Here is a 13,292-nt window from a genome sequence, read left to right as displayed (position 1 = left end):
GCCTGGGAGGCCAACAGACCGTCGGCCCCCGGATGTGAGGTCGCGGTGCAGAGCACCGGGAAGGTGTGAGAAATGGGCCGCGAGGCCACCCACCGTGTGCACGCGTCCTGCGCCGGGCAGGCTGCAGGAGGCATCGCGTGACCACTACTGCCGCTGTCCAGGTCGGCTCGGCTGCGCGGCCCGCGGTTTTCACCACGGATGTCGCACCGCCGCAGCGGACGCTGCTGGAGATCCTCGCGGTGACCGCTGCGCTGCACCCGAACGCCACCGCGCTCGACGCCGGCGGCGTGGCCCTCAGCTATCGACGGCTCGCCGCCGACGTGGAGGTCGTCCGCCGCAGGCTCGCCACCGCCGGCATCGGCCGCGGCGACCGGGTCGGGGTGCGGATCGCCTCCGGCACGGTCGAGCTCTACGTCGCGATCCTCGCCGTGCTCGCGGCGGGCGCAGCGTACGTCCCCGTGGACGCCGACGATCCCGACGAGCGCGCGGAACTGGTGTTCGGCGAGGCGGCGGTCTGCGCCGTGCTCGGCGACGGCTGCACGATCACGATGCGCCACGACCCGGTCGGCACGCCCGGACGCCCCCGTCCCGAGGACGACGCCTGGGTCATCTTCACGTCCGGATCCACAGGCACCCCGAAGGGTGTGGCGGTCCGGCACGCCAGCGCTGCCGCGTTCGTCGACGCGGAGGCGCGGATGTTCCTCGCCGACGAGCCGATCGGGCCGGGCGACAGGGTGCTTGCGGGCCTGTCCGTGGCCTTCGACGCGTCGTGCGAGGAGATGTGGCTGGCCTGGCGGCACGGTGCATGCCTGGTGCCGGCCCCGCGGTCGCTGGTGCGCACCGGTGTCGACCTCGGCCCCTGGCTCGCGGCGCAGCGGATCACGGTCGTCTCCACCGTGCCGACGCTCGCCGCGCTGTGGCCCGCCGACGCGCTCGAGGACGTCCGGCTGATGATCTTCGGGGGTGAGGCGTGCCCACCCGAGCTCGCGGAGCGGGTCGCCGTGGAGGGCCGCGAGGTGTGGAACACCTACGGTCCGACCGAGGCGACCGTGGTCGCCTGCGCCTCGCCGCTCACCGCCGACGGACCGGTGCGCATCGGGCTCCCGCTCGAGGGCTGGCAGCTCGCGGTCGTCGACGCCGACGGTGAGCCGGTCCCGATGGGCGGGACGGGTGAGCTGGTCATCGGTGGTGTCGGCCTCGCCCGCTACCTCGACGCGGCGAAGGACGCCCAGAAGTTCGCTCCGCTGCCGTCGCTCGGCTGGGCCCGCGCCTATCGCAGCGGCGACGTCGTCCGCGCGGAGGAGGCCGGTCTGCTGTTCCTCGGCCGGGCCGACGAGCAGGTCAAGCTGGGCGGCAGGAGGATCGAGCTCGGCGAGGTGGACGCCGCGCTGCAGGCGCTCCCCGGTGTGCGCGCCGCCGCGGCCGCGGTACGCCGGACGAGGGCGGGCAACCAGGTCCTGGTCGGCTACGTCGCCCCGGAGACCGGTGAGTTCGACACCGACAGCGCCGCGCACCGGCTTCGCGACCGCCTGCCCGCCTCGCTCGTCCCGCTGCTCGCGGTGGTGGAGGAGCTACCCACCCGCACGTCCGGGAAGGTCGACCGGGAAGCGCTGCCCTGGCCGCTGCCGTCGGGTTCCGGCGAGGATCTGGTCGCGGCGGGTGTACTGACCTCGACGGAGGGCTGGCTCGCGCAGGGCTGGGCCGAGATCCTCGGCGCTCCCGTCACGGATCCGCGCGCCGACTTCTTCACCCACGGCGGTGGCAGCCTGACCGCGGCCCAGCTGGTTGCACTGATCCGCGCCCGGCATCCGCAGGTGTCGGTCAACGACCTCTACCTGCGCCCGACGCTTCACGAGCTCGCCGCCTGGCTCGACGCGCAGAGCACCGCACCCACCGCCCGTCGCGAGGTCAGGCCCACTCCACGGCGCACCGGGATGGTGCAGGCGCTGCTCCTGGCGCCCATGATCGCGCTCGTCGGTCTCCGTTTCACCACGACCGCGGCCGCGCTGTCCACGCTGGCCGCGCTGTCGGGGGTGCTGCCGTGGGCGCCCGCGGTGCCGTGGTGGTGGCTCGTACTGGGGTGGCTGGTGCTGTTCAGCCCGCCGGGCCGGATCGGGATCGCCGCAGGCGGGGCCCGGCTCCTGCTGCGTGGGGTGCGACCGGGCAGCTACCCCCGTGGCGGCTCGGTGCACGTCCGGCTGTGGGCCGCCACCCGGCTCGCCGAGCTCTCCGGGGCAACCGGCGTCACCGCGGCCTCGTGGACGACGCAGTACGCACGCCTGCTCGGGGCGAAGATCGGCAAGGACGTCGACCTGCACTCCGCACCCCCGGTCACGGGGATGCTCAAGCTCGGCCGGGGCGCGGCGGTGGAGCCCGAGGTCGACCTGTCCGGCCACTGGGTCGACGGCGACGTCGTGCACGTCGGCAAGATCCGGGTCGGTGCGGGGGCACGGGTCGGCGCGCGCAGCACCCTGTTCCCCGGCGCACGGGTCGGCCGGAGCGCCGAGATCACCCCGGGGTCGACGGTGCAGGGTGCGGTGCCGGCAGGTCAGCGCTGGTCGGGCTCGCCTGCCCACCGCACCGGCAGGAGCGACCTGAGCCGGCCCGCGGACCGGCCGCCCCGCTCCCGGTTCTGGGTGGCGGCCTACGGCGTCACATCGGCCGTGCTCGGGGTGTTCCCGGTGCTCGCCGCGCTGCCCGCACTCGTGATCGTCGGCGTCGCGGCGTCCGGAGCCTCCACTCCGGCCGCCGTGACGCGTGCCGTGCTGCCGGCCGTCCCGCCGGCCGCGCTCGCCTACTTCGTCGGGTACGCCGTGCTGGTGCTCCTGGGCGTGCGGTTGCTCGGCGCGGGGATGGTGGCGGGTCTCCACCCCGTCCACAGCCGATCGGGCTGGCAAGTCTGGACCACCGAACGCCTGATGGCGATGGCCCGCATCGCGCTGTTCCCGCTGTACGCGAGCTTGTTCACGCCGGTCTGGCTGCGGCTGCTCGGAGCTCGTGTCGGCAAGGACGTGGAGGCGTCCACCGTGCTGGCGCTGCCCCGGATGACGACCGTCGCCGACGGGGCGTTCCTCGCCGACGACACGATGGTGGCGACCTACGAGCTGGACGGCGGCTGGATGCACGTCGGGCCCGCCCGGATCGGCAAGCACGCGTTCCTCGGGAACTCCGGCATGACCGGACCGGGCCGCTCGGTGCCCAACCGTGGCCTGATCGGAGTGCTCTCCTCGACGCCGCGGAAGGCGAAGAAGGGCTCGTCGTGGCTCGGGCTGCCGCCGATGCCGCTGCGCCGGGCCGTCGAGCAGGGTGACACGAGCCGGACGTTCCATCCCCCGCGCAGGCTGAAGGTGGCACGCGGGCTCGTCGAACTCTGCCGGGCCGTCCCCGTGATGTGCTCCGTGGCGCTCGCCACGGGCGTGCTCGCCGCGTTGCTGGCCGTGGACGCCGCCGGCGGGCTGCTGCTCGCCGCTGTGCTGGCAGGCCCGTTCCTGGTGGCCGCCGGGCTCGCCGCCGCCGCCACGGCGACCGCCGTGAAGTGGCTGCTGATCGGCCGGTTCCGCGCGGTGGAGCACCCGCTGTGGAGCTCGTTCGTGTGGCGCAACGAACTGGCCGACACCTTCGTCGAGGTGCTCGCGGTGCCCTGGCTCGTCGGCCCGGCGAGCGGCACCCCGGTGCTCACCGCCTGGCTGCGCACGATGGGTGCGAAGGTCGGCCGCGGTGTGTGGCTCGAGACCTACTGGCTGCCGGAGTCGGACCTCGTCCGGCTCGGTGACGGGGCCACCGTCAACCGCGGCTGTGTCGTGCAGACCCATCTGTTCCACGACCGGATCATGAGCATGGACGGGGTGCGGTTCGACGAGGGCGCGACGCTCGGTCCGCACGGGATCGTCCTGCCGGGCGCCGGGATCGGAGCACGCACCACCGTGGGTCCGGGATCGCTGATCACCCGCGGCGACACGGTGCCCGCAGACACCCGCTGGCTCGGAAACCCGATCACCTCGTGGCCCGCGGCCGCAGGACGGTAGGGATGGACCCCCAGGCCGGGCCACCGGCCGGTGCCTGCCGCTCGGCCGACTCCTACCTCCCCGAGCACGGCAACGGCGGCTACCGGGTCGAGCACTACGACCTCGACCTCGCCTACAAGGTCCGCTCGAACAGGCTCTCCGGGCGAGCCACGCTCACGGCCGTGGCCCGGCAGCCGCTCGGCCGGTTCAGCCTCGACCTCGGTGCGTTCACGGTCCCTCGCGTCACCGTGGACGGGAAGCAGGCACGGTTCATCCACCGCGGCGGGAAGCTCCACGTCACCCCGGCCCGGCCGGTGGCGTCCGGCGCCTCGTTCGTCGTCGAGGTGCGCTACGGCGGCAACCCGCGGCCCATCGACAGCCCGTGGGGTGACATCGGCTGGGACGAGCTGACCGACGGGGCGCTCGTCGCCGCTCAGCCCGTCGGAGCGCCGTCCTGGTTCCCGTGCAACGACCACCCTGCGGACAAGGCCGCGTACCGGATCGCCGTGACCGTCGAAGCGCCCTACACGGTGCTGGCGACCGGTGTGCCGACCGCTCGGCGGCGCTCCGCCGGCAGCCGTACGTGGGTCTTCGAACGGCCGGAGCCGACGGCGTCCTACCTGGTCAGCGTGCAGATCGGCCGCTACGAACAGCTGGTGCTGGCCCGCGGCGGTGTCCCCCAGGTGGCCGGAGTACCGGCGCGCCTGCGCAAGAACGCCGCCCGGGACCTCGGGCGGCACGGACAGATCATGACGACCTGCGAGGGGTTCTTCGGGCCGTACCCGTTCGGCGACTACGTGGTGGTGGTGACCGACGACGACCTGGACGACCCGATCGAAGCGCAGGGCATGTCGATCTTCGGTGCCAACCACGTCGACGGGAAGCGGACCCACGAGCGGCTGGTGGTGCACGAGCTGGCGCACCAGTGGTTCGGCAACAGCCTGACGATCGCCGACTGGCGTCACATCTGGCTCAACGAGGGCTTCGCGACGTACGCGGAGTGGCTGTGGTCCGAGGCGTCGGGCGGGCCTGCGGCCCAGGCGCACGCGCATGAGTGGCACGCGGCGGTGGCGCGCCTGCCCGCCGACCTGGTGCTCGCCGACCCCGGCGTCGAGCGGCTGTTCGACCAGCGCGTTTACAAGCGCGGCGCGCTGGCGCTGCACGCACTGCGCCTGCGGATCGGCGACGAGCGTTTCTTCGCTCTGCTGCGCACCTGGACCACGCAGCACCGGCACGGCTCGGTGACGACCGAGCAGTTCACCGCACTCGCCTGCGTGCACGCAGGCGCTGATCTGTCCCCGTTCTTCTCGGAGTGGCTGTACGGCCAGGCGCTTCCCGACCTGCCGCGCTGAGCCCGCGCCGTCCGAGGCTTCTGCGCGGATGCCGACGCGAGTCAGGATGGGACCGTGCACGATGACTCGGCTCTCGTCCTCCCGCGGATCGCGCGGTTCTTCCGCGAACGACTCCTCCCCGCTGTCTACCGCGACCGCGTCCCGGCCCAGCTGACGGCCTGGACGGCACCGGGCGAGCCGGTCCCGTTCGCCGAGGCCGTCCGCCGGGAGTTCACGCCGATCTCCCCCGGCACGGCGTGGGGCCGGCCGTGGGGCACCGTCTGGTTCCACGTCACCGGGTCCGTCCCGGCGGCCTGGACCGATCCCGCCACCCGGCCCGAACTCGTCGTCGACCTGGGTTTCTCCTCGGCCGTCCCCGGTTTCCAGGCCGAAGGCCTCGCCTACACGCCGAAGGGTGTGGTGGTGGCCGCGGTCGAGCCGATGAACATGCACGTGCCGCTCCCCGGCGGCGCCGGATCCGCCGTCGACCTCTATGTCGAGGGCGCCTCGAACCCGGACGTCGGGAGCGGCTGGACGTACTCCCCGAGCCCCCTCGGCGACCTCCTCACCGCGGGCTCGGACCCGATCTACCGCCTCGGCGGCGTGGACGTCGCGCTGGTCGACCTCCCCGTCTGGGAGCTGACCCAGGACGTCTGGACGCTCTCGGGGCTGGTCGGTGAGCTGCCCGCCGACCTGCCGCGGCGCGCCGAGGTGCTGCGCGCGCTCGAACGGGCCGTCGACGCCGTCGACCCGGACGACGTCTCCGGCACGGCAGAGCTCGGCCGGGCCGAGCTGGCCGGTGTGCTGGCGAGCCCGGCCTACCCCAGCGCGCACCGGGTGCACGCCGTCGGCCACGCGCACATCGACTCGGCGTGGCTGTGGCCGGTGCGGGAGACGGTCCGCAAGGTCGCCCGGACGTTCGCCAACGTCCTGTCCCTGATGGACACCGACGACGAGTTCGTGTTCGCCGCATCCTCCGCCCAGCAATACGCGTGGCTCAAGGAACACCAGCCCGAACTGTTCGAGCGGGTGAAGGCGCGCGTGGCAGAGGGCCGGTTCGTGCCGGTCGGCGGGATGTGGGTGGAGTCGGACACGAACATGCCCGGCGGTGAGGCGCTGGCGCGCCAGTTCGTGGCGGGCAAGCGGTTCTTCCGCGAGGAGCTGGGCGTGGATCCGCAGGAGGTCTGGCTGCCGGACTCCTTCGGCTACTCCGCCGCGCTGCCGCAGATCATCGCCGCGGCGGGAGCGCGCTGGTTCCTCACCCAGAAGATCTCCTGGAACGAGACGAACGTGATGCCGCACCACACGTTCCGCTGGGAGGGCATCGACGGCACTCAGATCTTCACCCACTTCCCGCCGGTCGACACGTACAACTCGCAGCTCTCGGCGCAGGAGCTCGCACGGGCGCAGCGTCAGTACGCCGAGAAGGGCAGGGCCAACACGTCGCTGGTGCCCTTCGGCTGGGGCGACGGCGGTGGCGGGCCGACCCGGGAGATGCTCGCCGCCGCGGCGCGCACCCGATCGCTGGAGGGTTCACCGGCCGTGCGGATGACCTCGCCCGCGGAGTTCTTCGCCACGGCCGAGGCCGAGTACCCCCTGCCGCCGGTGTGGTCGGGCGAGCTCTACCTGGAGTTCCACCGCGGCACCTACACATCGCAGGCACGGACCAAGCGGGGCAACCGGCGCAACGAGCACCTGCTGCGGGAGGCCGAGCTGTGGGCCGCCACGGCCGCCGTGCGCACCGGTGCGGCGTATCCCGCGGACGTGCTGGAGCGGTGCTGGCACACCGTGCTGCTGCAGCAGTTCCACGACATCCTGCCGGGCACGTCGATCGCGTGGGTGCACCAGGAGGCGGAGCGGAACCATGCCCGCGTCAGCGCGGAGCTCGAGGAGGTCATCGCGCGGTCGCTCACAGCGCTCGTGGGAGAGGGCGACGAGGAGATCACCGCGAACGCAGGCCCGTACGTCCGCGACGGTGTGCCCGCCCTGGGCGGTGCGACACCGTCGCGTCCCGGCGGGCGGGCGACGATCGAGGAGAGCGGTGACGGCCTCGTGCTCGCCAACGACGCGGTCCGGGTCGTCATCGACGAGCGCGGGCTGTTCACCTCGGTTCGCGACCTCGCCGCCGACCGCGAGGTCGTGGCACCGGGCTCCACCGCCAACCTCCTCCAGCTGCACCGCGACACCCCCGCGAAGTGGGACGCATGGGACATCGACGAGACCTACCGGCGCCACGGCCGCGATCTCGTCGACGTCGACGAGCTGACGGTGCTCGAGCGCGGGCCGGAGCGGGTGTCCGTGCGGATCGTCCGCAAGCCGGGGGCGTCCACGATCACGCAGGTCGTGAGCCTGGCCGCCGGCTCTCCGGCGATCGACGTCGTCATCGACGTCGACTGGCACGAGCGTCAGAAGCTGCTGAAGCTCGCGTTCCCGCTCGACGTGCACGCCGACCGCGCGACCTCGGAGATCCAGTTCGGGCACCTGCACCGCCCGATCCACACCAACACCTCGTGGGACGCGGCGCGGTTCGAGACCGTGGCCCACCGGTGGGTGCACGTCGGCGAGCCGGACTACGGGGTGGCCGTGGCCAACGACTCGACATACGGCCACGACGTGAACCGCAGCACCCGCCCGGACGGGGGCACCACCACAACCGTGCGGCTGTCTCTGCTGCGCGCGCCACTCTTCCCCGACCCCACCGCCGACCAGGGGGAGCACCGGCTCGCGGTCTCGCTACGCGTGGGCGCCACGATTGCCGACGCCGTGGTCGAGGGCTATCGGCGCAACCTGCCGCTGCGGACGGTGCGCGGCCGGGCCGGGATCGACCCGCTGGTGACGGTCGACCATCCCGCCGTGGTCGTCGAAGCCATGAAGCTCGCCGAGGACGGCAGCGGCGACGTGGTCGTGCGGCTCTACGAGGCGCACGGCGGCCGGGCCACGGCGTCGATCAGGGCGGACTTCGCACACTCCGGCGTGGTCGAGACCGACCTGCTGGAGACCCCGCTGGAGCAGCCGGTGGCCCTGTCCGCCGACGGCACCCGGCTGACCCTGCGCCCGTTCCGGATCGTCACGCTCCGCTTCGCACGGTCGTGAGCGTGGACGGGTCCCTTCGCCGCGTCACGCCATCGCGACCGTCAGCGGGCCACCGACCGGGTCCGCCGACTTCGCGTGCAGGGCGAGCAGTCCGTCGATGAGCTCGCGGGGGGTGCGCCCCATGCCGCACTCGGTGGCCACCCCGAACCGCGGTACCGCGGTGCGTGCGGCAGCGGCGCGACGCGCGGTCCCGAGCAGATCGCCGGCGTGGACGAGGCCGAGGTAGAGGTCGGTCTCCGGACGCAGGCGCAGCTCTCGTAGCGGAGCGAAGTACTCGGCGTCGTCCCGGTCGGCGGGGACGGGGAGGTGCAGGTGGGCGATCGGCCGGCGCACGGCGTCGACGATGGTGTTGGCCATCTCGACGAGCCTGCTCGTGTCGGCCGGCTCCTTCCAGTGCTGGTGGCCGAAGTCCCCGTAGCAGAGGTGAAAGCCCAGCGGCACTTCGGAGACGACCTCCGCCGAGATCCGGGCGAGCCTGTCCACCACACCGTCGAGCACCGGACCGAACCACGGGGTGAAGAGACCGCCGATCTCCTCCAGCATCGCCATCTCCACGCAGACGTCCCACTGGACGGCGAGGTCGCCGCTCGGCACGACGTCCTGGATCCGCCGGAGCTCGGCGAGGAGGGCCGCCTCGTACACCGGTTCGAGGGCGGGCTGGTCGCCCGCGTCGACGAACGTCGCCACCACGGCCGCGGGAGTCGGAAGCGAGACCTGGAACCGGACGTGCGACGGCAGGGCTCCCTCACCCCGCAACCGCCGGAACTCCGCGTACGACGACTCCGCCGCGTCCGCGTAGCCCAGCGGTCTGAGGTCGATACCGCGCGGGTCGGCGCCACGGCGCAACCGGTACGACGGCAGGACATGTCCGTACCCGTCGTCCGGACGCGGCGCGAGCTCGACGTCCGGGTGCCGGTCGAACACGCCGGACTGGAACACCAGCCAGTTGTCGCGCTCCCCCGGCTCCCCGTCGGGGACGTACCGCAGATGCTGGGCCAGATGCGTTCCCGCCGCGCGGAAGACGTCCGCTGCCGTGGCGAGGTTGACGCTCCCGACCAACAGTGCTCCCACCGGACGCTCGGCGGTCATCGGTGACTCACTTCCTCGGACGTTGCCGACCCCGGGGTCGGCGGGACTGACCTCGCGCAACGGCCACGGCCGCGCTGATGATCTTGGGGGCGGCTGATCATGGCGAGGCCTCCGCGCGGCGGTCAACGTGGTGGACGACACCACCACTGCGGAGGGCGTCACCCGACCGGCGGATGCGGATGCCAGACTGCGCCCCATGATCAACCCGCGGCCGGACGTGATCCGGATCGCCGTCGTTGCGGCGGTCGCATGGCTTCTCGTCACGATGCCGGCGGGCGTCGCGCACGCCCAGGACGGGACCGGCCCGGCCGAGCTCGCGCCGACGATGCTGGTGCTCGACGCGTCCGGCTCGATGACGGGCGCGGATCCCGCGGGCGGCACCAAGATGGACGCCGCCAAGAAGGCGGTGCACGCGCTGGTCGACGCCGCACCCGACGGTGCACCCGTCGGTCTCGCCGTCTACGGCACCGGCACCGGCAACTCCGACGCCGAACGCGCTCGGGGTTGCCAGGACGTCACGGTGCTGCGTCCGCCAGGCGCGATCGACAAGGCCGCCCTCGCCACGGCCGTCGACGGCGTCGTTCCCCGCGGCTACACCCCGATCGGGCGCTCCCTCCAGGTGGCCGCGGAGCAGCTGCCTCAGGAGGGCCCCCGCTCCGTCGTGCTCGTCTCCGACGGCGAGGACACCTGTGCCCCGCCCGAGCCCTGCGACGTGGTGCGCACGCTCGCCGGGCAGGGCGTCGACCTCGTCGTGCACGCGGTCGGCTTCGGCGTCGACGCCGTCGCCCGCGCCCAGCTCGCCTGCGTCGCCCAAGCCACCGGCGGCACCTACACCGACGCACCCGACGCCGGCGCCCTGCAACGCGTACTCCCCCGCGTCGCCGCCACGGCGCTGCGCAACTACCAGCCTGCGGGCACACCCATCACCGGCACGCCGACCTTCGACGCCGCGCCGGTGGCAGGCCCGGGACAGCACCTCGACACCGTCGGCCAGCACGAGCAGCGCTACTACGCGGTCGACGTGCCCGCCGGCGCCACGGCCTACTTCAGCGCAACGGTCTCCTTCCCGCGCCTGCGCGGGATCGACGTGGTCAACGACTTCAACACCCTCCAGCTGCGCACCTACGGCGAGGACGGCGCGGACTGCCACGAGTTCGAGTCGGAGCAGGCGAGCAGGTCGTCGGACGGAGCCGCGCTCACCGTGGCCACCACCTGGGACGGCGCTACCAAGGAGGACACCGGGAGCAGCCCGACCGGCGACGCGTGCAAGGGCGGCGGCCGCTACTGGTTCGCCCTCGAGTGGGACCGGGTGTCGGCGGGCGTGCCGGAGCGGCTTCCTGTCGAGCTGCTCATCGGCGTCGAGCCCGCGGTGACCGACCCGGGCCCCGTTGCCGTGCTGCCGCTAGGCGCGTTCGTCGAGCCGACGGGTGCACCCCGGCCCGTGGTGGGCGGCGGCTCCTTCAACGTCGCCGGCACGCTCGACCGCTCCGGCAGCTACACGGACGTTCTGCAGCGTGGCGAGTTCGTGTTCTACCGGGTGCGCCTGGACTGGGGGCAAGGACTCGCGTACCGCGTGCGGTACGCCGAGACGCCCGGCCGAGGACTCGAGCACCTCTCCACCGTCACCACGCGGGTGTACACGCCGACGCGCGAGGAGATCGACCAGGACTTCAACTCGTACAACGGCGAAGCTCGGCAGCTGCCGTCCAACGGTCCCGCGATCACCACCGTGCCGGTGCGCTACGGCAACCGGAACGCCGACGTGGTCGCGACCCGCACCCAGAGTGTGGCCGGCTGGTACTCGATCTCCGTGCAGGTGGGCGCCCCCCACACCGACACCGGCATCGCCGCCCCGGTGCCGATCCAGCTCGATCTCACCGTCACCGGCGACCCCGAGCCCGGCCCGGCGTACGCGTTCTCCTCGCCCGAGGCGCAGCGGATCGGGCCGTTCGGCGAGCCCGGCACACCCGCCGCCGCGCCGGTGCCCGCAGGCCCGGGTTCTGCCCGGGGCGAGGCCGCGAGCACCACGGTGGTCTCGCCTGCCGGCTGGGCCACGATCGCGGGCGGTGCCGCGCTGGTGGTGGCGATGGCCATCGGCCTCGTGCTGCGGGCTCGCCGCCGGACCAGGTAGCGCTAGTGGCCGCGGAACGCCTCCGCGAGCCACCATGAACCACCGTCCGAGGCGATCTTCGCGTCGACCAGCATCGGGGCGGTGCGTGGGCCGTGCACCCACTCCTCCACCGGCTTCAGATCGTCGGGGGTACGCACCGTCACGGCGTCGAAGCCGAACCCCCGCCCGATCGCGGCGATGTCGGTGTCGGGGAACGTGACGGTGGTGTGGTCGGCGCCGGTGAAATGGTGCACCTCGGCGCCGTAGCCACGGTCGTCGTAGATCACCACGACCATCGGGAGCCCGAGCCGCGCCACGGTCTCCAGCTCCGCGGCCGCCATCAGCGCCCCGCCGTCGCCCAGCGCGGCGACGGCGAGCCGGTCCGGGCGGGCGAGCGCTGCGCCCACCGCCGTGGCGAGGCCGAGCCCGATCGACTGGAACGCCTGCGTGAAGCAGAACCCGTGCTCGTCGGGAACGCGCAGGTAGGCGCTCGGGTAGCCCATGAAGTTCCCGGAGTCGACGGCCACCGTCCGATCGTCGGGCAGCAGCTCGTCGAGCGCGATCGACAGCGTGCGGGGGTCGATCCCGTCGGGCCCGGTGAGATCGTCGTAGGCGACGGTGTTCCAGCGGCCGCGCTCGGCGATCGCCGCCTGGACCTCGCCGGTGCGGTAACCCCTGCGGCGCTCCTGGTGGACCGCCAGCACGTCGGCAGCCGTCGCGCCCACGTCACCCAGCACGCCGAGGTCCACCGGCCGGTTCGCGCCGATCGCGTCGGCGTCGAGGTCCACCTGCACGACCCGGGCGCCCGGTCCGATCAGCGCGCCGTGGCGCATGGTCCACATGTTCAGCGTGCAGCCCCAGCCCACCACCAGATCGGCCTGCGTGATCAGCTCCGCGGCCAACGGCGAGGCGAACCCGCCGGAGATCCCCAGCGACCAGGGGTCGTCGTGGAACAGCCCGTTCGCCACGGCCGACGTGGCCAGCAGCGCGCCGCATGCCTCCGCCAGCGCGCGAAGCTGCTCCCGCGCGTCGCGCGCGCCCCGACCGGCCACGAACACCGGGCGCTGCGACGCCGTCAACAGCGTGACGAGCTCCGCCACCGACGCAGCGGACGGCCGCACCGGCGCCAGTGCGGGCAGCGCGGGCACCTGCATCGGCTGTGGAGCTGCGGCGGCCTGCACGTCGAGCGGCAGGTTGAGCACCACCGTGCGCCGCTGCTCGACGGCCGTCCGGAAGGCCCGGACGACGTCGTCGGCCGCCGACTCCGGCGAGTGGACGCGTTCCGCGACCGCACCGACCGCTTCGACGAGCGCGTCCTGGTCGATCCGGAAGTTCGACCGCACAGCGGCGCCGCCGGTGTCGGCGGCCAGCACCAGCATCGGCGTGCGGCTCTTCGCGGCTTCGGCGATCCCGGTCATCGCGTTGGTGAGCCCGCAGCCCTGGTGCACGGAGAGCACGCCGACGCGCCCGCTCGTGCGGGCATAGGCGTCGGCCATCGTCGCCGCGCCGCCTTCGTGGCGTGCCGCGACGAACGGGAGGCCGCCGGCGCGCAGTGCATTCGTGACGTGGAAGTTCCCGCTCCCCACCACCCCGAAGGCGTGCCCGACCCCCAGCTCGGTGAGCGCCCGGCCCACCAGCTCGGCGACGATCATGAGGTCACCTCCC

General features: G+C 73.3%; 6 protein-coding genes. 4 read left to right on the top strand and 2 right to left on the bottom strand.

Annotated features, from left to right (window positions below; translation table 11 throughout):
* Positions 1 to 137: 137 nt before the first annotated feature.
* From ABD743_RS33030 to ABD743_RS33020, 3 genes are read left to right on the top strand one after another with little or no spacing between them, the layout of a single operon-like run.
* Positions 138 to 4,025: a Pls/PosA family non-ribosomal peptide synthetase gene (locus ABD743_RS33030; RefSeq protein ID WP_344726816.1), complete on the top strand. Its 3,888-nt coding sequence runs from the start codon at positions 138 to 140 to the stop codon at positions 4,023 to 4,025.
* 2 nt (positions 4,026 to 4,027) lie between these two features.
* On the top strand, positions 4,028 to 5,356 hold the full coding sequence (locus ABD743_RS33025) for a M1 family metallopeptidase (RefSeq protein WP_344726814.1): 1,329 nt from the start codon (positions 4,028 to 4,030) through the stop codon (positions 5,354 to 5,356).
* Positions 5,357 to 5,410: 54 nt separating this feature from the next.
* Positions 5,411 to 8,428, top strand: a complete 3,018-nt coding sequence (locus tag ABD743_RS33020; protein ID WP_344726812.1) for an alpha-mannosidase — start codon at positions 5,411 to 5,413, stop codon at positions 8,426 to 8,428.
* A 24-nt stretch (positions 8,429 to 8,452) separates the two neighbouring features.
* Here the strand turns inward: ABD743_RS33020 and ABD743_RS33015 are convergent, their stop codons facing one another.
* Positions 8,453 to 9,517, bottom strand: a complete 1,065-nt coding sequence (locus ABD743_RS33015) for a hypothetical protein (RefSeq protein ID WP_344726810.1) — start codon at positions 9,515 to 9,517, stop codon at positions 8,453 to 8,455.
* A gap of 196 nt (positions 9,518 to 9,713) precedes the next feature.
* On the opposite strand from ABD743_RS33015, the gene ABD743_RS33010 reads away from it, so the two are divergent.
* Positions 9,714 to 11,648 (top strand): vWA domain-containing protein, encoded by a 1,935-nt coding sequence (locus ABD743_RS33010; protein WP_344726808.1) that lies wholly within the window; start codon positions 9,714 to 9,716, stop codon positions 11,646 to 11,648.
* Positions 11,649 to 11,650: 2 nt separating this feature from the next.
* On the opposite strand, the gene ABD743_RS33005 is transcribed toward ABD743_RS33010, so the two are convergent.
* Positions 11,651 to 13,279 carry a thiamine pyrophosphate-binding protein gene (locus tag ABD743_RS33005; RefSeq protein WP_344726806.1) on the bottom strand — a complete coding sequence of 543 codons (1,629 nt, stop codon included), beginning with the start codon at positions 13,277 to 13,279 and terminating at the stop codon, positions 11,651 to 11,653.
* Positions 13,280 to 13,292: the final 13 nt, after the last annotated feature.

It is taken from the genome of Pseudonocardia yunnanensis (genome assembly GCF_039534065.1).
GTDB classification, from domain to species: domain Bacteria; phylum Actinomycetota; class Actinomycetes; order Mycobacteriales; family Pseudonocardiaceae; genus Pseudonocardia; species Pseudonocardia yunnanensis.
The sequence above is the reverse complement of the archived record's forward strand: the minus strand, read 5'-3'. Positions and strand labels throughout refer to the sequence as shown.